General features: G+C 63.8%; 17 protein-coding genes and 2 tRNA genes. 15 read left to right on the plus strand and 4 right to left on the minus strand.

All coding sequences use genetic code 11. The features are described from left to right. Nucleotides 1-455: 455 nt before the first annotated feature. From UNPF46_RS35085 to UNPF46_RS35100, 4 genes are all read left to right on the plus strand, one after another. A complete protein-coding gene (locus tag UNPF46_RS35085) occupies nucleotides 456-692 on the plus strand; it encodes a hypothetical protein (protein WP_100179311.1) in 237 nt (78 codons plus the stop codon). Between the two features lie 311 nt (nucleotides 693-1,003). Beyond that, the gene (locus tag UNPF46_RS35090) at nucleotides 1,004-1,543 is read left to right on the plus strand and encodes a TRAP transporter small permease subunit (protein ID WP_100179310.1); all 540 of its coding nucleotides are present in this window, start codon (nucleotides 1,004-1,006) and stop codon (nucleotides 1,541-1,543) included. Next, nucleotides 1,540-3,147: a TRAP transporter large permease gene (locus UNPF46_RS35095; RefSeq protein ID WP_100179309.1), complete on the plus strand. Its 1,608-nt coding sequence runs from the start codon at nucleotides 1,540-1,542 to the stop codon at nucleotides 3,145-3,147. The genes UNPF46_RS35090 and UNPF46_RS35095 overlap by 4 nt, the downstream gene beginning before the upstream one ends. A 95-nt stretch (nucleotides 3,148-3,242) precedes the next feature. Continuing rightward, nucleotides 3,243-3,857: a hypothetical protein gene (locus UNPF46_RS35100; RefSeq protein WP_142253100.1), complete on the plus strand. Its 615-nt coding sequence runs from the start codon at nucleotides 3,243-3,245 to the stop codon at nucleotides 3,855-3,857. Nucleotides 3,858-4,038: 181 nt separating this feature from the next. Here the strand turns inward: UNPF46_RS35100 and UNPF46_RS35105 are convergent, their stop codons facing one another. Continuing rightward, nucleotides 4,039-5,016, minus strand: a complete 978-nt coding sequence (locus UNPF46_RS35105; RefSeq protein WP_142253101.1) for a GlxA family transcriptional regulator — start codon at nucleotides 5,014-5,016, stop codon at nucleotides 4,039-4,041. A gap of 153 nt (nucleotides 5,017-5,169) precedes the next feature. Here UNPF46_RS35105 and UNPF46_RS35110 point away from each other — a divergent pair, with 153 nt between their 5' ends. After that, nucleotides 5,170-5,433 (plus strand): tautomerase family protein, encoded by a 264-nt coding sequence (locus UNPF46_RS35110; protein WP_142253102.1) that lies wholly within the window; start codon nucleotides 5,170-5,172, stop codon nucleotides 5,431-5,433. A gap of 71 nt (nucleotides 5,434-5,504) precedes the next feature. Here UNPF46_RS35110 and glnA read toward each other — a convergent pair whose 3' ends face one another. Continuing rightward, a complete protein-coding gene (glnA, locus tag UNPF46_RS35115; protein ID WP_100179304.1) occupies nucleotides 5,505-6,914 on the minus strand; it encodes a type I glutamate--ammonia ligase in 1,410 nt (469 codons plus the stop codon). Between the two features lie 151 nt (nucleotides 6,915-7,065). Then, nucleotides 7,066-7,404, minus strand: a complete 339-nt coding sequence (locus UNPF46_RS35120) for a P-II family nitrogen regulator (RefSeq protein ID WP_007603495.1) — start codon at nucleotides 7,402-7,404, stop codon at nucleotides 7,066-7,068. Nucleotides 7,405-7,786: 382 nt separating this feature from the next. Between UNPF46_RS35120 and UNPF46_RS35125 the strand changes: the two genes are divergently transcribed. Together UNPF46_RS35125 and UNPF46_RS35130 are read left to right on the plus strand one after the other, a co-directional pair. After that, nucleotides 7,787-9,286 (plus strand): NAD(P)H-hydrate dehydratase, encoded by a 1,500-nt coding sequence (locus tag UNPF46_RS35125; RefSeq protein WP_142253103.1) that lies wholly within the window; start codon nucleotides 7,787-7,789, stop codon nucleotides 9,284-9,286. Beyond that, the gene (locus UNPF46_RS35130; RefSeq protein WP_181770257.1) at nucleotides 9,286-9,720 is read left to right on the plus strand and encodes a GNAT family N-acetyltransferase; all 435 of its coding nucleotides are present in this window, start codon (nucleotides 9,286-9,288) and stop codon (nucleotides 9,718-9,720) included. Before UNPF46_RS35125 ends, UNPF46_RS35130 begins: the two co-directional genes overlap by 1 nt. A gap of 7 nt (nucleotides 9,721-9,727) precedes the next feature. Here the strand turns inward: UNPF46_RS35130 and UNPF46_RS35135 are convergent, their stop codons facing one another. Next, nucleotides 9,728-11,056: a multicopper oxidase domain-containing protein gene (locus tag UNPF46_RS35135; protein ID WP_142253104.1), complete on the minus strand. Its 1,329-nt coding sequence runs from the start codon at nucleotides 11,054-11,056 to the stop codon at nucleotides 9,728-9,730. A gap of 155 nt (nucleotides 11,057-11,211) precedes the next feature. On the opposite strand from UNPF46_RS35135, the gene UNPF46_RS35140 reads away from it, so the two are divergent. The 8 genes from UNPF46_RS35140 to UNPF46_RS38060 all read left to right on the plus strand — a co-directional run bounded on the left by UNPF46_RS35140 (nucleotide 11,212) and on the right by UNPF46_RS38060 (nucleotide 19,374). Further along, nucleotides 11,212-11,296: transfer RNA gene (locus UNPF46_RS35140), tRNA-Leu, on the plus strand. A gap of 173 nt (nucleotides 11,297-11,469) precedes the next feature. Then, nucleotides 11,470-12,831 (plus strand): trigger factor, encoded by a 1,362-nt coding sequence (gene tig, locus UNPF46_RS35145; RefSeq protein ID WP_100179301.1) that lies wholly within the window; start codon nucleotides 11,470-11,472, stop codon nucleotides 12,829-12,831. A gap of 319 nt (nucleotides 12,832-13,150) precedes the next feature. Further along, on the plus strand, nucleotides 13,151-13,786 hold the full coding sequence (locus tag UNPF46_RS35150; RefSeq protein ID WP_100179300.1) for an ATP-dependent Clp protease proteolytic subunit: 636 nt from the start codon (nucleotides 13,151-13,153) through the stop codon (nucleotides 13,784-13,786). A 457-nt stretch (nucleotides 13,787-14,243) separates the two neighbouring features. Beyond that, nucleotides 14,244-15,515, plus strand: coding sequence for an ATP-dependent Clp protease ATP-binding subunit ClpX (gene clpX, locus UNPF46_RS35155; protein WP_018642420.1), 1,272 nt, complete (start codon nucleotides 14,244-14,246; stop codon nucleotides 15,513-15,515). A 324-nt stretch (nucleotides 15,516-15,839) separates the two neighbouring features. Continuing rightward, nucleotides 15,840-18,263, plus strand: coding sequence for an endopeptidase La (lon, locus tag UNPF46_RS35160; protein WP_100179299.1), 2,424 nt, complete (start codon nucleotides 15,840-15,842; stop codon nucleotides 18,261-18,263). 67 nt (nucleotides 18,264-18,330) lie between these two features. After that, nucleotides 18,331-18,735 (plus strand): GFA family protein, encoded by a 405-nt coding sequence (locus tag UNPF46_RS35165; RefSeq protein WP_100179298.1) that lies wholly within the window; start codon nucleotides 18,331-18,333, stop codon nucleotides 18,733-18,735. 47 nt (nucleotides 18,736-18,782) lie between these two features. Next, nucleotides 18,783-18,859: transfer RNA gene (locus tag UNPF46_RS35170), tRNA-Val, on the plus strand. A gap of 341 nt (nucleotides 18,860-19,200) precedes the next feature. Further along, nucleotides 19,201-19,374 (plus strand): hypothetical protein, encoded by a 174-nt coding sequence (locus UNPF46_RS38060; RefSeq protein WP_181770258.1) that lies wholly within the window; start codon nucleotides 19,201-19,203, stop codon nucleotides 19,372-19,374. Nucleotides 19,375-19,629: the final 255 nt, after the last annotated feature.

Below are 19,629 nucleotides of genomic sequence, written 5' to 3' on the forward strand. Positions count from 1 at the left end.
GGCCCGCATCTCGTGACGATCGCGAAGCGCCCCTTTGGCAGGGCCGGGATGAGCGGTGTATGCCATAAATCCGAAATTCGGGAAAGTGGAATATTTTCGCGGGAAGGGCTTGACGCGGCGGTTTGGTGTTTTGCCCGACGCCTCGCTGGTTCTGGCCTTCCTTCGCCGGTCATTCCGGGGCGCGCGTCAGCGCGAACCCGGAATCCATTGCACGGCAGAGCATGCGGCCCGATGGATTCCGGGCCTGCGTGCTCGCGCACGCATCCCGGAATGACGAGGGGATGTGGTGGCAGGCGTTCATGTCAGCGGCAGAAACAATCCCCGGGGGGCCCGTACGAGGGCCGGAAGGGGACCGATTGCGTTAGCGCAATGCCGGAAGCGGCTTGATCGGACAGACTTGCTTGACCGGTTGGTCGTTGCAACCAGAATTCGCCACCACGGCGGAGGATGCATTCATGAGCAGGCCTGTGAAGACTGAAAGCGAACTGATCGCCTTGGCCAAGGCCGAGTTGAAGGTTCATGCCGACTGTCCCGATGGAATGACAATCTCGATCCTCCGCGATGGGCGCTCCTGGGAGTTTCGAGCCAGTGCAGACCGGGCCACTTCGGATCGGCCCGGCTACCCTGAATGCGTCGCCATGCTGGTCCAGATCGGCGACCACCTCTGCAAGCAGTACGACGTCGAGGGTTAGGCCGTCCCTTCGAGGTCGCATTGCGGCAAGCCGCTGCACGCCGACCGGATTCAGCACTGCGGCCAAGATTTTCGGCGTCGCTGCGGCACATGGTCCATTTTCCGGTTGACCCGAAATCGGCCGACGGTAAATGTATTTTGCTTCACGCGGCGGGTGAGACCTGAACAGGTCTGGCCAAAAACCGGCAACAAGAACGGGCGGAAGCATCAGGAGGGTGGACTAGCTCCCGCGCGGAAGTGGACGGACGCTGATTTGGCGTCACGGTCCTGCTCGTTTGGGGTCAGCACTCAGCGAGCGGGGAAAAGGCATCGATGCGCCCATTGTTGGCGGTGAGTACGGCTATCGACTGGCTGAACGAAAAAGTCGGCAATGTCTGCAACGTTCTGGTTCTCGCGGCCTGCTTGGTCAGCGCTGTGAATGCGATGATCCGGTACGCCTTCAGCTACAGCTCCAACAGCTGGCTCGAGACGCAGTGGTACATGTTCGCCGTCGTGGTGATGTTCGGCTCGTCCTACACCTTCAAGCGCAACGAGCACGTGCGCGTCGAAATCCTCTACCTCATGCTTTCCGAACGCGGCCAGTTGTGGCTCGACCTGATCGGGACATTGGTCTTCCTCGTCCCGGCGTGCCTGCTCCTCAGCTACCTCTCATGGGCGATGTTCTACAACTCGTTCATCATCGGCGAGATGTCCAACAACGCCGGCGGTCTGCTGCGCTGGCCGATCAAGTTCGTGCTGCCTGCGGGCTTCTTCATGGTGGCGTTGCAAGGCGTTTCCGAAGCCATCAAACGAGCGGCGGCGCTGCGCGGCGAAGTCACCATCGACGCGAAATACGAGCGGCCGACCCAATGATCACGATTGAGATGATGCCCCCGCTGATGTTCGGCGGGCTGGTCCTGGCCATGCTGATCGGGTACCCGGTCGCCTTCACGCTCGCCGCCCTCGGCCTTTCGTTCGGCTTTCTCGCAATCCACGAAGGGTTTTTCGGGTTCAGCTTCCTGCAGGCGATCCCCGAGCGCATCTACGGCAGCGTGCTGGCGAACGAGCTGCTGCTCGCCATTCCGTTCTTCACCTTCATGGGCTCGATCCTCGAACGGTGCGGCCTCGCGGAGGACATGCTGGACTCGATGGGGCAGTTGTTCGGCCCCATTCGCGGCGGTCTCGGCTATTCCGTGATCATCGTCGGATTCATCCTCGGCGCCATCACGGGCACCGTGGCGGCGCAGGTGATCGCGATGGCGTTGATCTCGATGCCGGTGATGATCCGTTACGGCTACAACATGCGCTACATCACCGGCGTGCTGGCGGCGTCCGGCACCATTACCCAGCTGGTGCCGCCCTCGCTGGTTCTGATCGTGCTCGCGGACCAGCTCGGGAAGTCGGTTGGCGACATGTATCTGGGCGCCTGGGGCCCCTCGATCCTCCAGATCGCGCTGTTCGCCGGCTACACGTTTGTTCTGAGCGTGATCAAGCCGGGCCACGTTCCGGCGGTGCCGAAGGAAGCGAGGACGCTCACGGGCTGGGCGCTCTGGCGCAAATGCCTTCTGGGCATCATTCCGTCCGCCGTCCTGATCTTCGTGGTGCTCGGCACGATGATGCTGGGCCTTGCCACCCCGACCGAAGCCGGCGCGATGGGCGCTGTCGGCGCGATCGTCCTCGCCGTCATCCACCACAAGGATTTCAGCTCGGCCGGGCACAAGATCCTGCTCATCGGCGTGGCGGCGGCGGGCGTCGGCACCATCATCGGCATCTACTTCACGCCCAACCTGGTGTTCAAGATCGCCTTCGCGATCGCCTATCTCGCGGTCGCCTGGGTCTGCCTTGAGGCGGTCAGGATTCCGGACCTGCGCGACCTGGTCAAGCAAGGCTACCAGACCACCATGCGCATCACCTGCATGGTGACGTTCATCCTGATCGGATCGACCTGCTTCTCGATCGTCTTCCTGGGCTGCAATGGCGGTGTCTGGCTGGAGCACATGCTGACATCGCTGCCGGGAGGCGTCTGGGGCTTCCTGATCTTCATGAACCTGTTCATCTTCTTCATCGCGTTCTTCCTCGACTTCTTCGAGATCGCCTTCATCATCATCCCGATGATCGCGCCGATCGCGCAGAAGCTGCTCGCGCCCGTCGTCGGCGCCGACGCCGCGCTGATCTGGTTCGGCGTCATGCTCTGCGTCAACATGCAGACTTCTTTCCTTCATCCACCGTTCGGCTTCGCCCTGTTCTACCTGCGTGGCGTGGCGCCGAAGGAGGTCAAGAGCTCGGACATCTATTGGGGTGCGATGCCCTGGATCGGCCTGCAGGCGATCATGGTCGCGGTCGTCATCGCATTCCCGATCACCGTCACCGGCCTGCTGGACGCTCCCCGGAAGGTGGACCTGGACAAGATCAAGATCGAGATTCCGGACATCGAACTGCCGCCGCCGGTGCTCGATTTCGGCCAGCCGAAGAATTGAGAATTGCCTGCGCGCGGGCGCTGCTTTGGAGTTGTGCCGGATGATCCTCGCGCGGTAGCTTCGCGTTCGTCTTCGCAATCCGGAACTGCATCCAGATGACGCGCATCATCATCATCGCCGCCGCCAGCCTCCTGGTGTCGTCCTCCGCATTTGCGCAGAGCACCCCGCCGCAGGAGGGGCCCATCACCTGCGCTGCGCCCGTTGCCCCCGACGATACCGAGCGAAGCCTCAAGCAGCGCTACGGCAAGGACGCCGTGGTGCAGAACCTGCCGGGCGCCGAAGGCGAGACCTACAAGGGCGTCGTGCTGTTCCCGAAGGCGAGGGACCGCCGCATCGAGGTCGCCTTCACCGACGACAAGGCCGGGCGCGTCTCCGGCCTGACCTTGCGCGACGCAGGCAAGACCGGCCTCTGGAACGTTGCCGGCGTCACGATCGGATCCACGCTTGCCGACGTGCAGAAGATCAACGGCAAGCCGTTCCTCGTCAGCGGCTTCGAATGGGACTATGGCGGCTTCGTCACCGACTGGAAGGGCGGCACGCTGAGCCGGCCGCTGCAGGGCGGCTGCCGGATTACGATCCGCTTCGGCGGCAAGACCGGCGCGCCGAGATCACTGTCCGGCGACGGCGTGAAGGTCGCCTCCGACAACGCGGCGCTGGTGAAGTATGCGCCTGTCGTGACCGAGATCGCCGTGAATTTTCCGGACAAATGAGTTGCGTGCCCGTGCACGAAATCGTCCGCGACGCGCCACGCAGTCGCGGCCCATTCCAGATTTCGGACGAGATAAACCAATCAGTAGGAATTGGTCCGCCCTGATTTTCCCGGCTCTGATTTGTTCTTTGAGAACGAAGTGGAGTCGGATGCGGAACGAAAGCGAACGGCTCGAAGGCGCCTCACGCCGTCCGTTCCATCCGCCGTGCGCGATAGGCCTGCGGTGACATCAGAGTGAGCTTGCGGAACGCCTTGCGGAAGCTGCTCTCGTCCTCATAGCCGCTCGTGCGTGCGATGGCCTTGATCGGCTGCGTCGTCGTCTCCAGCAGCGTGCGGGCGTGCTCGACGCGGCGGCGCATGATGAAGGCCTGAGGCGGCTCGTGCGTGAGCTCCTGAAACTTCCGGTTCAGCGTGCGCTCGCTGAGGCCGAGCGCACCGGCGAGGCGCTTGACCGTCATCGGAGCCTTGCCGGTGCGGCGAACCAGCAGGTCGGCCCTGGTCAGCAGCGGATCCTGCGAGAGCAGATAGCCGACCGGCATGAAGATCGACTGGGTGCGCTGCGCGGTATCGATGACGACGTAGTCCGCGCATAATCTTGCGGTGTCCTTGCCATCGACCAGCTCGATCAATCTGAGCAGGAGATCGACCCACGACATCGGGCCGGCCGCACAGACGATGCGGTCCGCAATCGTGATGACGGCGTCGGCGGCGAGGTCGATGGTGGGGTGGCGCTGCCGCAGCTCGCCTTGCAGCCACCAGGTGATGGTGGCGCGGCGGTTGTCGAGCAGGCCGGCTCCGGCCAGCAGAAATACGCCGCTGCAGAACGCGCCGATCAGCCGGCCGTTCGCGTGCTGCTGCCGGAGCCAGGCGCCGGCGCGGGCATATTGCGGTTGCAGGCGCTCCGCGGTGACGTGATCGACGAGGTTGCCGGGGACGAGGATGGCGTCGAAGCGCGCGCGTTGCCCGACCGCGCCATCGACCGCGACCATCTGGCCGCCGCCGGCGCGCACCGGCTTGCCGTCGAGCGAGAGCGTCTGCCAGCTGAAGCGGGGCTTGGCGCCGCTCTGCTGCATGACGTGGTTGGCGAGCGACAGGATGTCGGCGACGCCTGATATCGCCGAGTGCATGCAGCCTTCCACGGCCAGAATTGCAAGCTTCATGGGACCTCCAGGCGGGACGTGCGCGATCCTATCCGATCGGCCCCGCGGCGGCATGGCGGAAATTGCCCGATCTCTGTCTTATCCGCCACTGCCGTCTCGGGCTTGTCCAGTCCAATCTTTCACCGTCGTCACACGACATGATTGGAGAGAGACATGCCTTACGTCACCATTTCCACCGTCCGCGGCATCCTGGATGCCACGCAGAAGAAGGCGCTGCTCGAGCGCGTCACCGATCTCCTGGTCGAGGTCGAAGGGCAGGGCAATGCGGAGTTCCGCCGCAACGTCTGGGTCAGGATCGAGGAGCAGGATCCCTCGCACTGGTCGCTCGGCGGCATGCAGCCGACGGCCGAGATCATCGCCGGCACGTTCGGCGCGATCGGCGCGGACGGGCTGCGGGTCGCGCGGCCGAAGCCGTAGCTCACCGCGACCACAAAACGAAAAGGCGCTTCCATCGGAAGCGCCTTTTGCTTTGTCGCGTGAGTTCGGGCCTAGCCCGAATAGTACATCTCGAACTCGACCGGGTGCGGGGTCATCTCGAAGCGGGCGACTTCGGTCATCTTCAGCTCGATGTAAGCGTCGATGAAGTCGTCGTCGAACACGCCGCCGGCCTTGAGGAAGCCGCGGTCCTTGTCGAGGTTTTCCAGCGCCTCGCGGAGCGAGCCGCAGACGGTCGGGATCTGCTTCAGCTCTTCCTTCGGCAGATCGTAGAGGTCCTTGTCCATCGCCGGACCCGGATCGATCTTGTTCTTGATGCCGTCGAGGCCGGCCATCAGCATCGCGGCGAAGCCGAGATAGGGATTGGCCATCGGATCGGGGAAGCGCACCTCGACGCGCTTGGCCTTCGGCGAAGCGGTGTAGGGGATGCGGCAGGAGGCCGAGCGGTTGCGCGCGGAGTAGGCGAGCAGCACGGGGGCTTCATAGCCCGGGACCAGACGCTTGTAGGAGTTGGTCGACGGGTTGGTGAAGGCGTTGATCGCCTTGGCGTGCTTGATGATGCCGCCGATGTAGTGCAGGCAGGTCTCCGAGAGGTCGGCGTATTTGTTGCCGGCGAACACCGGCTTGCCGTCCTTCCAGATCGACTGGTGCACGTGCATGCCCGAGCCGTTGTCGCCGAAGATCGGCTTCGGCATGAAGGTGGCGGTCTTGCCGTAGATGTGGGCGACCTGGTGGATGCAGTACTTGTAGATCTGCATGTGGTCGGCCATCAGCGTCAGCGTGTCGAACTTCATGCCGAGCTCGTGCTGGGCGGAGGCGACCTCGTGGTGGTGCTTCTCGACCTTGACGCCCATCTTGGCCATGGCACCCAGCATTTCGGAGCGCATGTCCTGCACCGAGTCCTGCGGCGGAACGGGGAAGTAGCCGCCCTTGGTGCGGATGCGGTGGCCGAGATTGCCGCCTTCATATTCGGTGTCGGAATTGGTCGGCAGCTCCGAGGAGTCGAGCCGGAAACCGGTCTTGTAAGGTTCGGCCGAATAGCGCACGTCGTCGAACACGAAGAACTCGGCCTCGGGGCCGACGAACACGCTGTCGCCCACGCCCATCGACTTCACCATGGCCTCGGCCTTCTTGGCGATGCCGCGGGGGTCGCGGTTGTAGGGCTCGCCGGTGGTCGGCTCGAGCACGTCGCAGGTGATGACCATGGTGGTCTCGGCGAAGAACGGGTCGATCGTCGCGGTGACCGGATCGGGCATCAGGCACATGTCGGACTCGTTGATCGCCTTCCAGCCGGCGATCGAGGAGCCGTCGAACATCGTGCCTTCGGCGAAGATGTCTTCATCGATCATGCTGACGTCGAACGTCACATGCTGCCACTTGCCACGCGGATCGGTGAAGCGCAGGTCGACGTACTTCACGTCGTTGTCCTTGATCGATTTCAGGACGTCTTTGGCGGTCTTCATGCATACCCCTTTTGGCTCTGCGGGTCGGTTTCCAGATGAGCAAAATTATTCTCGCTCGGGCGAGTTTTGCGCGACCGCACAAACGAATTCAGGCCGCCGAAGCAGCCTTATTTCCAGTCGGAGTGTCGCAAAATTCGGGATAGCACCCGGCTCAGATAGCGTCCAGCCCGGATTCGCCGGTTCGGATGCGGATCGCCTCTTCGATGTTGGAGACGAAGATCTTACCGTCGCCGATGCGCCCGGTCTGCGCGGCGCGGCGGATGGCGTCGATGGCGCGCTCGACCAGATCGTCGCCGATCACGATCTCGATCTTCACCTTGGGCAGGAAGTCGACGATGTATTCGGCGCCGCGGTAGAGCTCGGCGTGCCCCTTCTGCCGGCCAAAGCCCTTGGCTTCGGTCACGGTGATGCCCTGAAGGCCGACCTCCTGAAGCGCTTCCTTCACCTCGTCGAGCTTGAATGGCTTGATGATGGCTTCGATCTTCTTCACTGCGCGCCTCCCGGCCTTTCGAACAAATAGCAACGTCTTCGTCAGGATGCGCTCTTCTTAACGCACGATCTTGTCTTCGCTATGCCTGAAACCCTGACCAGTCCGGCAACAACGGCCGGCCACACCCTGATATATGCCAGTGAGCACGACGAACCGAAGCGACTTCCTCGAAAGCAGGGTCTATGCCAAGTTGCAATTGCCCTGATTGTTGGAGCGTTATCAGCCTTTTAACGAGCATCTCCGAGGGGTGGCGCCGACCTGCACAAGATACCGAAGACTACGAAATAGGCAAACGGTTCAATATGTGTGCAGATCAGCGTTCCCCAGGGTGGGACGGCACGGAACGTGCCTGTTGAAAAGGCGTTTGGACCAGGGAAGTGGCATGGAAGTTCTGACCACCGCTGAAATGCAGCGCGCAGACCAGCTCACCATCGCGGCCGGCACGCCCGGTTTCAAGCTGATGCTGAGCGCCGGCCAGGCGGTCGCCGAGGCCGCCCACGCGCTGGTCGAGGAGGGGCCGATCCTGATCGTGGCCGGCCCCGGCAACAATGGCGGTGACGGTTTCGTCGCAGCCGCCGAGCTCGCCGCACAGGGACGCGAGGTTTCGGTGATCCTGATGTGCGAGCGCGACCAGCTCCAGGGCGACGCGGCCTCCGCCGCGCGCGGCTGGAAGCACCCGGTGCTTCCTTTCAATCCGCAGGCGATCGGACGGCCCGCGCTGATCATCGATGCGCTGTTCGGCGCCGGCCTCAGCCGTCCCGTCGACGGCGAGGCGCGCGCGATGATCGAGGCGATCAACGCCAACGGCGCCGTGGTGCTCGCGGTCGACCTGCCGAGCGGCATCAACGGCACCAGCGCGGCGGTGATGGGCGCGGCGGTGAACGCCACCGAGACCGTCACCTTCTTCCGCAAGAAACCGGCGCATCTCTTGCTGCCCGGCCGGAAGCATTGCGGCCGGGTGCGCGTCGCCGACATCGGCATCGAGCCGCAGGTGCTGGACGAGATCGCTCCGCAGACTTTCGAGAACGATCCGGATGCCTGGGGCAGCGCCTTTCCGGTGCCGGGCATGGACGGCCACAAATACGCGCGCGGGCATGTGCTGGCGGTCTCCGGCGACGCGGCGGCGACCGGCGCCGCCCGGCTCGCCGCGCGCGGGGCGCTGCGGGCAGGGGCGGGCCTCGTCACGCTGGCGAGCCCGCGCGATGCGCTCGCGATCAACGCGGCCGCGCTCACGGCCGTGATGGTTCGCCCCGTCGATACCGCGATCGAGTTCGGCGAGCTGCTCGGCGACAAGCGCTACAACACCTGCATCATCGGCCCCGGCGCGGGAATCGGTGAGCGCACCTGCGACCTCGTCCACACCGCGCTCACGGCGCAGCGGCATCTGGTGCTCGATGCCGATGCGTTGACGAGCTTTGCCGCAAAGCCGGAGCGGCTGTTCGAACAGATCAAGTCGTCGCAGCACAATGCGGTGGTGCTGACGCCGCACGAAGGCGAGTTTCCGCGCCTGTTCTCCGACCTCAGCAACAAATTTCCCGGTCGCTCCAAGCTGGAGCGCGTGCGCGCCGCCGCCGAGCGCTCCGGCGCCGTCGTGCTCCTGAAGGGACCCGACACCACGATCGCCGCCCCCGACGGCCGCGCCACCATCGCCGCCAACGCGCCGCCCTGGCTCGCCACCGCCGGCGCCGGCGACGTGCTGTCCGGCATCATCGCGGGGCTGCTGGCGCAGGGCGTGCCGGCGTTCGAAGCCGCCAGTATCGGCGTCTGGATGCACGGCGAGGCGGGACGCGAAGCCGGGCCGGGACTGATCGCGGAGGATCTCACCGAGACGCTGCCGGCCGTGCACCGGCGGATCTATGATGCGTTCGGGGTCGAGTACTAGTGCTCAGACAGCTCGCGCTCGCCGACATGGGCGCGGCCGCGCAAGTCCATCGAGTTGCGTTCGACCAGGCGATGCCGTGGCTGGTCGGCCTGCACACGCTGGACGAGGACCTCTGGTTCTATCGCGAGCGTGTCTTTCCGACGTGCCGCGTGTGGGGATGTTTCGACGACGAGGTGCTGAGCGGGATCATTGCGTTCCGTGAGGGCTGGGTCGAGCAGCTCTACGTGCTTCCGGTGGTCCAGGGCCGCGGTGTCGGCACCGAGCTCCTCGATGTTGCCAAGCAGGTCTGTGATCGGTTGGAGCTCTGGACCTTCCAGCGCAACACGCGGGCGCGCCGCTTCTACGAGGCGCGCGGCTTCGCGCTGGTCGAGCAGACTGACGGGGCGCGAAACGAGGAGAAGGAGCCCGACGCGCACTACGTCTGGACGCGCTAGCTGAGGCTCACTCCACCGCGTACCAGCGCACCAGCCGCGGCGCGGCCCAGTCCGTTGCAACCGACTCGATCAGCCAGCGTCCGGGGGAGGTCGCGGCGAAGGCGATGCGCTGGGTCTGGCCGGGCTCGACCGCCAGCGTGTCGAGCCAGTAGGGCTTCCAGCCGTCGTCGAGCTTGTCGAGCAGGCGGAAAGAGTGGCCGTGCAGATGGAATACGGTCGTGATCGGGCCAGGGCTCTTCAGTGTCAGCACGACGGTGCGGCCGGCCTTGGTGCGGAAGGCGGGGGCGGAAGCGGTGGAGAAGCCTGCCGGCCGGGTCCAGCCGGCGTCGGGCGCGCCGAGCGCGACATCGAACCGCAGGGCGCCGCGGAGGTCGAGCGTCTCGGGCAAGCCGTTGGACGGGAGGGGCTGTGGCGGCGCCAGCGGTGTGCGCCGCTCCATCTGGTCCGATATGTTGAGGCTTCCGATCGGACGCGCCTCCTTGCCGTCGTGCAGGAGAAATGAGGCCGATGTGGCCGCATCGACAAACGCATCAGCGCGTCCGCCCGGGGCGAGTACCAGGGCGCCGTTCCGCGCCGGGAACGGCTCGGCGGGCTGGCCGTCGAGGGCCATCACACGGACATCGTAGCCTTCCAATTTGATTGCGAGAACAGTGCGTTGGGAGCCGTTGATGAAGCGCAGCCGCAGCCGCTGATGGCGCAAGGCTGAGAGTTCGAATGAAGTCTGCCCGTTGATCGTATAGAGCGGCGCCGAGCCCTTCGGGTCCTGCCCCGGGGGAAGCGCCGTTCCGTCCGGACGCAGGCGCCATTCCTCGATCAGCAGCACCTCATCACGGTCGACGACTTCAGGGCTGGTCTCGGCTGCGATGACCGGAAGCGGGCGCGCGGGATGCTTCATTCCGTCCTCGAACAGGCGAAAGTCGGTCAGCAAGGTTCCCGCATTGGATATTGAAATGATTGATGTTTCGACCGCATTTGGCAGGGCAGGCGCGCGCCCTCGCAACGGGTCGGTCGCGGCCCCGCCGTTCAGGCCGTACCAGACTGGCGCAAGCGGGACAGGAAGGTCGTTCCGAAACACCAGCTCGCAGCGGTCGCCGCGCTTGAGACGGACGTTCCTGAGGTGGCTTACGGCGGCCAGCTCCCAGATTGGTGTAGCTGGCTGCCCGGGCCGGAGAATGAGGGTTGACGACCTGGCCTGAAGGGCAATCTGGGCGGACACGGGCGGGGTTGCGCCGCCCGCCATCAGCCCGGCCGCGGAAGCGCCGAGGGAGGCGCCAAGGGAGGCGCCAAGCCCGGCCAAAACGTCGCGCCGATTGGGGTCCAGGATCCGCGGTTTCATGGCCCCGATCCGGACCATGCCGCGCTGGATAAGTCCAGCCGTCGTGCCTACTTGAAGCCTGCCTCCATCAGGCCATTTTTTTGCTGCGAACAGTCAGGCGCATGCTATAAGCCCGGCCGCCCGCGGCATCGCGGCCGGTCTTGATGCAAATTCACGCGGGCGTGGCGGAACTGGTAGACGCGCTGGATTTAGGTTCCAGTGACGAAAGTTGTGGGGGTTCGAGTCCCTCCGCCCGCACCAAGCGCTTATCGCGTTTGCACGGATTACGAGACCTGCTTTCGCGCGGATGTTTGTCCGCTGGGGGCCGGTCCGATGAAGCACCGGCGGTGAGGCGATTGCCTCGCGCCGGATCGATTAATGACAGCGTCCCGACGCATGCGCGCCGGGGCCGAACGAGAAGAAGATTGGACGCCATGCAGGTCACAGAGACCCTCTCGGAAGGTTTGAAGCACGAGTTCAAGATCAGCGTTCCCGCGTCTGATCTCGACGCCAAGGCCGGTGCCAAGCTCGTTGACCTCAAGGACAAGGTCCGCATCAACGGCTTCCGCCCCGGCAAGGTGCCGGTCGCTCACCTGAAGAAGGTCTACGGCCGCTCGGTGATGGCCGAGACCATCGACCAGACCATCCGCGACACCAACACGCAGCTGTTCTCCGAGCGCGGCTTCCGCCTTGCGACCGAGCCGAAGATCACCATGCCGAGCGAGCAGGCCGAGGTCGAGGAGCTGCTGAGCGGCAAGACCGATCTGACCTACACGGTCGCGATCGAGGTGGTGCCGGCGATCGCGCTCGCCGACTTCAAGACCTTCCAGGTCGAGAAGCCCGTCGCCGACGTCAGCGACGCCGACGTCGACGAGGCGATCAAGCGTATCGCCGACAGCAACCGCGGCTATGCCGCGAAGGCCGAGGGCGCCAAGGCCGAATCCGGCGACCGCGTCACCATCAACTTCAAGGGCAGCATCAACGGCGAAGTCTTCGAGGGCGGCACCGGTGAAGGCATCCAGGTCGTGATCGGCTCCAACACCTTCATCCCGGGCTTCGAGGAGCAGCTGATCGGCATCGGTGCCGGCGAGACCCGCACGCTGAAAGTGTCGTTCCCGAAGAACTACATGAACGAGAAGCTCGCCGGCCAGCCGGCCGAGTTCGAGACCACCGCGACCACGATCGAGGCGCCGCAGGACGTTGCGATCGACGACGAGTTCGCCAAGAGCCTCGGCCTCGAATCGCTGGACAAGCTGAAGGAAGCCGCGCGCGAGCGTCTGGTTGCCGAGTTCGCGGGCGCGACGCGCCAGCGCGTCAAGCGCGCGCTGCTCGACCGCCTCGACGAGGCGCATCGCTTCGAGGCGCCGCCCTCGCTGGTCGACGAAGAGTTCAATCTGATGTGGAACTCGGTCAACGCCGAGATGGCCTCGGCCGGCAAGACCTTCGCCGACGAGGACACCACCGAGGACAAGGCCAAGGAAGAGTACCGCAAGATCGCCGACCGCCGCGTGCGGCTCGGCCTCGTGCTCTCCGAGATCGGCGAGAAGAACAAGATCACCGTGACCGACGACGAGGTCGGCCGCGCCGTGATCGAGCGCGCGCGCTCGATGCCCGGCCGCGAGAAGGAGGTCTGGGACTATTACCGCAGCAACGCCCAGGCGTTGGCCCAGCTTCGCGCACCGATCTATGAGGACAAGGTCGTCGACTTCATCCTCGAGCTCGCCAACGTGACCGAGAAGAAGGTTTCGCGCGAGGATCTCTACAAAGACGACGAGGCGGAAAAGACCGCAGCCTGAAGGGTTTGAGGCAGGCATCTATTAAGGATGATCGGCGAAGGGGCCCAGCTAGCCAGATGGCCGGCTGGGCCTCTTTGTGCGAATCAGCTTCAACTGCCCGACGGATTAAGCCTTAATTCGCTCCGCACTTGTCAGAAGCGAATTGGGCTATATCTGTCGGTACGCCCTGTACCCGAGTCTTCCGCCTAAAAGTCTTCCGCTAAAAGTGCTCTACACCAACAAGTCCTGCATCACGGGACGTCCGTCGGCCTTCCGGCAAATCCAGCCCAACTGGCAGCCACGACAGGCGATGTCCACGTCCGAAAAACCTAGGTGACTCATGCGCGATCCGGTTGAAACCTACATGAACCTCGTGCCCATGGTGGTCGAGCAGACCAACCGTGGCGAGCGCGCCTACGACATCTTCTCGCGCCTCTTGAAGGAGCGCATCATCTTCCTGACCGGACCGGTCGAGGACGGCATGTCGACACTGGTCGTCGCACAGCTTTTGTTCCTCGAGGCCGAGAATCCGAAGAAGGAAATCTCGATGTACATCAACTCGCCGGGCGGCGTGGTGACCTCGGGCCTCGCGATCTACGACACGATGCAGTTCATCCGCCCGCCGGTCTCGACGCTGTGCACGGGCCAGGCTGCCTCGATGGGTTCGCTGCTGCTGGCCGCCGGCGAGAAGGACATGCGCTTCTCGCTGCCGAACGCGCGCATCATGGTGCATCAGCCCTCCGGCGGCTTCCAGGGCCAGGCCACCGACATCATGCTGCACGCCCAGGAAATCCTGAACCTGAAGAAGCGGCTCAACGAGATCTACGTCAAGCACACCGGCCAGACCTACAAGTCGATCGAGGACGCGCTGGAACGCGACAAGTTCCTGACCGCGAACGACGCCAAGGAGTTCGGCCTGGTCGACAAGGTTATCGACAAGCGCGCTGAGGAGCCGGCAGCGGCGAAGACCCAGTAACACTACTGGGGTGGCGGCGATCCCTCGGCAAGCCCTTGGGACCGCCGGTGACTTAATCAGGTGGCGTTCACGCTATGGACGCGTGTACGCCTTGCAAAACGCAGTTTTGCGCCCTGCGACAGGCAGAAAGTTCCGCTTTCGTGCTTGTTTTTCGTGGCAATCCAGCAACGGCGGGGTGATTTCGGTCACTTCGCCCGTGCCAAGGCCGGAAATCACGGTATTGTCACGGGTAGCCGGCGACCCCCGATTAGCGAATTCTTGATAGTCGGGTGACAGCATGGTTGGCTACGAATGATCGGCTATGATCGCGGAGAATCGAGCGACCGTGATTCGCACGGGATGTAATGCGTAGGGTCTTTTTTGGTACGGAATTTGCTCTACTTAAGCTTCATGCCGGCCATCGTGCCGGAATGGAGCGATCGAGCGGAACGGGATCGAACCGCGGACGGAGACATGAATGAGTAAGGTCGGCACGAGCGACTCCAAGAACACGCTATATTGCTCGTTCTGCGGCAAGAGCCAGCACGAAGTCCGCAAACTGATCGCGGGTCCCACGGTCTTCATCTGCGACGAGTGCGTCGAGCTCTGCATGGACATCATCCGCGAGGAGAACAAATCCTCGCTGGTCAAGTCGCGCGACGGCATTCCGACGCCGAAGGAAATCTGCAAGGTCCTGGACGATTACGTCATCGGCCAGAGCCATGCGAAGAAGGTCCTCTCGGTCGCGGTGCACAACCACTACAAGCGCCTCAACCACCAGACCAAGCACAACGACGTCGAGCTCGCGAAGTCGAACATCCTGCTGATCGGTCCGACCGGTTCGGGCAAGACGCTGCTCGCGCAGACGCTCGCCCGCATCCTGGACGTGCCGTTCACGATGGCGGACGCGACGACGCTGACCGAGGCCGGCTATGTCGGCGAGGACGTCGAGAACATCATCCTGAAGCTGCTCCAGGCCGCCGACTACAACGTCGAGCGCGCCCAGCGCGGCATCGTCTACATCGACGAAATCGACAAGATCAGCCGCAAGTCCGACAATCCCTCGATCACGCGCGACGTGTCGGGTGAGGGCGTGCAGCAGGCGCTGCTCAAGATCATGGAAGGCACGGTGGCTTCGGTCCCGCCGCAGGGCGGCCGCAAGCATCCGCAGCAGGAATTCCTGCAGGTGGACACCACCAACATCCTGTTCATCTGCGGCGGTGCGTTCGCCGGCCTCGAGAAGATCATCTCGGCGCGCGGCCGGTCGACCTCGATCGGTTTCGCGGCCCAGGTGATGGCGCCCGAAGACCGCCGGACCGGCGAGATCTTCCGTCACGTCGAGCCTGAGGACCTCCTGAAGTACGGCCTCATCCCAGAATTCGTCGGTCGTCTGCCCGTCGTGGCGACGCTCGAGGATCTGGACGAGACCTCGCTGAAGAAGATCCTGACAGAGCCGAAGAACGCGCTGGTGAAACAGTACCAGCGGCTGTTCGAGATGGAGAACATCGAGCTGACCTTCGCCGACGAGGCGCTTGGCGCGGTCGCCCGCAAGGCGATCGAGCGCAAGACCGGCGCGCGAGGCCTGCGTTCGATCCTCGAAGCGATCCTGCTCGAGACCATGTTCGACCTGCCGGGCCTGGAAGGTGTGGAAGAAGTCGTGATTTCCCGCGAAGTCGTGGAAGGCACGGCCCGTCCGCTCTACATCTACGCCGATCGGACCGATCGCGCCGTCGAGAACGCCAGCGCCTGATCTGGCGGCGCTGGAACGCTCCAATTGTACCTTCAAGTGGGGCTGCGGACGAGTATCTCCGCAGCCGGTGTTGCGTCGCTTACCGCGTTGCGTAAGCGCCTGATGGCGCGCGTTTTTCAATGACTTGACACCCCCCCGGTCGATAGCCACCTAATGTCGGCGGCGAGCGAAAATTCTCTTCAAGATTCGCCTCAGTTCCGATCCGGCAAGGCCGGTCCAACCTTCGACTGGTAGGCCGGTTTGTGGATCACCTCGGCACCTTGTGGCGGTTGCGCATGAAGACGGCGGGCTGCGTGCAAGGGGGCAAACCAAAAGGAAAAGGCCATGACTAATCCAAAACCGCGGCCAACCATCGTCCATGGCGAAACGCACGCCTATCCCGTGCTGCCATTGCGCGACATCGTCGTCTTCCCGCACATGATCGTTCCGCTCTTCGTCGGCCGCGAGAAGTCGATCCGCGCGCTTGAAGAGGTGATGAAGAACGACGCGCTGATCATGCTCGCGACGCAGAAGAATGCGTCCGATGACGATCCGGCGCCCGATGCCATTTACGAGACCGGTACGCTCGCCAGCGTGCTCCAGCTCTTGAAGCTTCCCGATGGCACCGTGAAGGTGCTGGTCGAGGGGCTCGAGCGTGCGCGCGTGCAGAAGTACACCGATCGCGCCGACTATTACGAAGCAACCGCAATTGCGCTCGCCGACACCGATGCGAAGTCGGTCGAGGCGGAAGCGCTGGCGCGCTCGGTCGTGTCCGACTTCGAGAGCTATGTGAAGCTCAACAAGAAGATCTCGGCCGAGGTCGTCGGCGTCGTGCAGGCGATCACCGACTTCGCCAAGCTCGCCGACACCGTCGCCTCGCATCTCGCGGTCAAGATCGCGGACCGCCAGGGCATCCTGGAGACGCTGTCCGTCACCACGCGCCTCGAGAAGGTGCTGGGCCTGATGGAGAGCGAGATCTCGGTGCTGCAGGTCGAGAAGCGCATCCGCTCGCGCGTCAAGCGCCAGATGGAGAAGACCCAGCGCGAGTATTATCTCAACGAGCAGATGAAGGCGATCCAGAAGGAACTCGGCGACGACGACGGTCGCGACGAGCTCGCCGATCTCGAAGAGAAGATCTCCAAGACCAAGCTCTCCAAGGAAGCGCGCGAAAAGGCGCAGCATGAATTGAAGAAGCTGCGCCAGATGTCGCCGATGTCCGCGGAAGCGACCGTCGTGCGCAACTATCTGGATTGGCTGCTGTCGATCCCGTGGAACAAGAAGTCCAAGGTGAAGAAGGACCTGGAGCAGGCGCAGGCCATCCTGGATTCCGATCACTACGGGCTGGAGAAGGTCAAGGAACGCATCGTCGAGTATCTGGCGGTGCAGTCGCGCGCCAACAAGCTGACGGGCCCGATCCTGTGCCTCGTCGGGCCTCCCGGCGTCGGCAAGACCTCGCTCGGCAAGTCCATCGCGAAGGCGACGGGGCGCGAGTTCGTGCGCGTCTCGCTCGGCGGCGTGCGCGACGAGGCCGAGATCCGCGGTCACCGCCGCACCTATATCGGCTCGATGCCCGGCAAGATCATCCAGTCGATGCGCAAGGCGAAATCGTCCAATCCGCTGTTCCTGCTGGACGAGATCGACAAGATGGGCGCCGATTTCCGCGGCGATCCGTCGTCGGCTCTGCTCGAGGTTCTCGATCCCGAGCAGAACGGAACGTTCAACGACCACTATCTCGAGGTCGACTACGATCTGTCCAACGTGATGTTCATCACCACCGCGAATACGCTCAATATTCCCGGACCGCTGATGGACCGCATGGAGATCATCCGGATCGCGGGCTACACCGAGAACGAGAAGGTCGAGATCGCGCGCAAGCATCTGATCCCGAACGCGGTGTCCAAGCACGGCCTGGACTCCAAGGAGTTCTCGATCGACGACGACGCGCTGCTGCTTCTGATCCGCCGCTACACCCGCGAAGCGGGCGTGCGTAACCTGGAGCGTGAGCTCTCCACACTCGCCCGCAAGGCGGTGAAGGAGCTGATGATCTCCAAGAAGAAGTCGGTCAAGGTCACCGAGAAGACTCTGGAAGAGCTGCTCGGCGTGCCGAAGTACCGCTTCGGCGAGATCGAGAGCGAGCCGCAGGTCGGCATCGTCACCGGCCTTGCCTGGACCGATGTCGGCGGCGAACTGCTGACCATCGAAGGCGTCATGATGCCCGGCAAGGGCAAGATGACGGTCACGGGCAATTTGCGTGACGTGATGAAGGAGTCGATCTCCGCGGCGGCGTCCTATGTCCGCTCGCGCGCGATCAACTACGGCATCGAGCCGCCGATGTTCGACCGCCGCGACATCCACGTCCACGTGCCCGAAGGCGCGACGCCGAAGGACGGTCCGTCCGCGGGCGTTGCGATGGCCACCGCGATCATCTCGGTCATGACCGGCATCCCGGTTCGCCACGATGTCGCGATGACCGGCGAGATCACGCTGCGTGGCCGCGTGCTGCCGATCGGCGGCCTGAAGGAGAAGCTGCTGGCTGCGGCCCGCGGCGGCATCAAGACGGTGCTGATCCCCGAGGACAACGCCAAGGATCTCACGGAGATTTCCGATGCGATCAAGGGCGGCATGGAGATCATCCCGGTCTCCCGTCTCGACGACGTCATCGCCAAGGCGCTGGTGAAGAAGCCGACGCCGATCGTCTGGGAAGAGGACACCAAGGTGACGGTGAAGCCCGATGGCGACGAAGCCGCCGGCGGCCTGACCGCTCACTGATCTCGAGCGAAAGATGATAAAACGGCGCCTTCGGGCGCCGTTTTTGTTTTCGGGAGGGGACCAGGCGATGCAGATCGACGGGCAATGCCATTGCGGCAAGATCAGCTACGCGGCCGAGATCGACCCGGAGGCGGTCTCGGTGTGTCACTGCACCGACTGTCAGACCCTGACCGGCTCGCCGTTCCGTGTGACGGCTGTCTGTTCCGGGGCCGACGTCCGCCTCACCGCCGGCACGCCCAAGGTCTACGGCAAGCGCGGCGACAACGGCCGGATGCGCTTCCAGCACTTCTGCACCGATTGCGGTTCCCCGCTGTTCACCAGCGGCGAGGGCGACCAGGCCGACGATTGGGGCATCCGCTGGGGCTCGATCCGCCAGCGCGACAAATTGCGCCCTGTCAGGCAGATCTGGTGCCAGTCCGCGGCGGTCTGGATCGACGCGGTGCCGCTGCTGCCGGGCCGCCCGCAGGATTGAGGTCGGGCTTGCCCAGCAAGGGCGGGTAGGGATAAAGAGGCGGCGAGGGGCGGTTAGCTCAGCTGGTTAGAGCATCTCGTTTACACCGAGAGGGTCCGCGGTTCGAATCCGTGACCGCCCACCAGCCTTCGTTCGCTTCGCGAGCTACGGCTCGGCAAGTCGGCACACTCGGCAAGTCGGCACACTCGGCAAGTCAGCAGAACTCGGCAAGGCATCACACCGAATTCGGTAGAGCGAAGCGAGGGAATGTTTGTCGTCGAGGACGAATTGCACGCCGAGCCTCAAGGGCGATTTCCGACACGCCAACAGCCTCTCGCAGAATTGCAGCGGCTCGCCGCGACGCTCGGCCGATCGCCGCGCGGTGCAGGAGAGCCTGCTCGGTCCGATCGCCGAGGTGCTGATCGACCGCGCCACGATCGCTACCTCGACTTGCGCCGGGTCTTTGTGGTGGACTAGATTGCGCTCATGATCCAAGGTTTCGCCCTGATTGTCCTGCCGTTTGCTGCGGTTTTGCTATGGATCGGCTTGCGGCGCACAGCTCCGCTGAGCGTTACCGTGGCGGAAGCCTTGGAATTGGGGGCGATTGTCTGGATCGGGCTTTTCGCGCTGATAGCGACACTGTATTTCAGGACCCATTGATGATGCGACATATCCTCGAGGCCACCGCTGCTCCTCGAGGCCATCGCTGCGGTTTGGCGGGAATACCGTCCACCCGCTCGCGAAAGGCGAATGATCAAGGCCCGCCGCCGCTGGGCTTCGCGTGTGCGCGCGGCAGCCATGGAACACTATCCCGAGCAACTGCGGGACCAAAGCGCGATGAGATTTGGATGAATCGTCATCGCGCTTTAGGTTGTTGTTTGCGCATGATCTTTCCGGAAAACCGCTTCGCACTTT

This window comes from Bradyrhizobium sp. UNPF46 (assembly GCF_006658625.1).
GTDB classification, from domain to species: domain Bacteria; phylum Pseudomonadota; class Alphaproteobacteria; order Rhizobiales; family Xanthobacteraceae; genus Bradyrhizobium; species Bradyrhizobium nitroreducens.

Excerpts from the sequence above, each read along its gene's own strand:
- tig (WP_100179301.1), top strand. The coding sequence starts at position 11,470 with ATGCAGGTCACAGAGACCCTCTCGGAAGGTTTGAAGCACGAGTTCAAG.
- clpX (WP_018642420.1), top strand. The coding sequence starts at position 14,244 with ATGAGTAAGGTCGGCACGAGCGACTCCAAGAACACGCTATATTGCTCG.
- UNPF46_RS35100 (WP_142253100.1), top strand. The coding sequence starts at position 3,243 with ATGACGCGCATCATCATCATCGCCGCCGCCAGCCTCCTGGTGTCGTCC.
- UNPF46_RS35165 (WP_100179298.1), top strand. The coding sequence starts at position 18,331 with ATGCAGATCGACGGGCAATGCCATTGCGGCAAGATCAGCTACGCGGCC.
- UNPF46_RS35085 (WP_100179311.1), top strand. The coding sequence starts at position 456 with ATGAGCAGGCCTGTGAAGACTGAAAGCGAACTGATCGCCTTGGCCAAG.
- glnA (WP_100179304.1), bottom strand. The coding sequence starts at position 6,914 with ATGAAGACCGCCAAAGACGTCCTGAAATCGATCAAGGACAACGACGTG.
- UNPF46_RS35110 (WP_142253102.1), top strand. The coding sequence starts at position 5,170 with ATGCCTTACGTCACCATTTCCACCGTCCGCGGCATCCTGGATGCCACG.
- UNPF46_RS35090 (WP_100179310.1), top strand. The coding sequence starts at position 1,004 with ATGCGCCCATTGTTGGCGGTGAGTACGGCTATCGACTGGCTGAACGAA.
- UNPF46_RS35135 (WP_142253104.1), bottom strand. The coding sequence starts at position 11,056 with ATGAAACCGCGGATCCTGGACCCCAATCGGCGCGACGTTTTGGCCGGG.
- UNPF46_RS35125 (WP_142253103.1), top strand. The coding sequence starts at position 7,787 with ATGGAAGTTCTGACCACCGCTGAAATGCAGCGCGCAGACCAGCTCACC.
- UNPF46_RS35105 (WP_142253101.1), bottom strand. The coding sequence starts at position 5,016 with ATGAAGCTTGCAATTCTGGCCGTGGAAGGCTGCATGCACTCGGCGATA.
- UNPF46_RS38060 (WP_181770258.1), top strand. The coding sequence starts at position 19,201 with ATGATCCAAGGTTTCGCCCTGATTGTCCTGCCGTTTGCTGCGGTTTTG.
- lon (WP_100179299.1), top strand. The coding sequence starts at position 15,840 with ATGACTAATCCAAAACCGCGGCCAACCATCGTCCATGGCGAAACGCAC.
- UNPF46_RS35095 (WP_100179309.1), top strand. The coding sequence starts at position 1,540 with ATGATCACGATTGAGATGATGCCCCCGCTGATGTTCGGCGGGCTGGTC.
- UNPF46_RS35150 (WP_100179300.1), top strand. The coding sequence starts at position 13,151 with ATGCGCGATCCGGTTGAAACCTACATGAACCTCGTGCCCATGGTGGTC.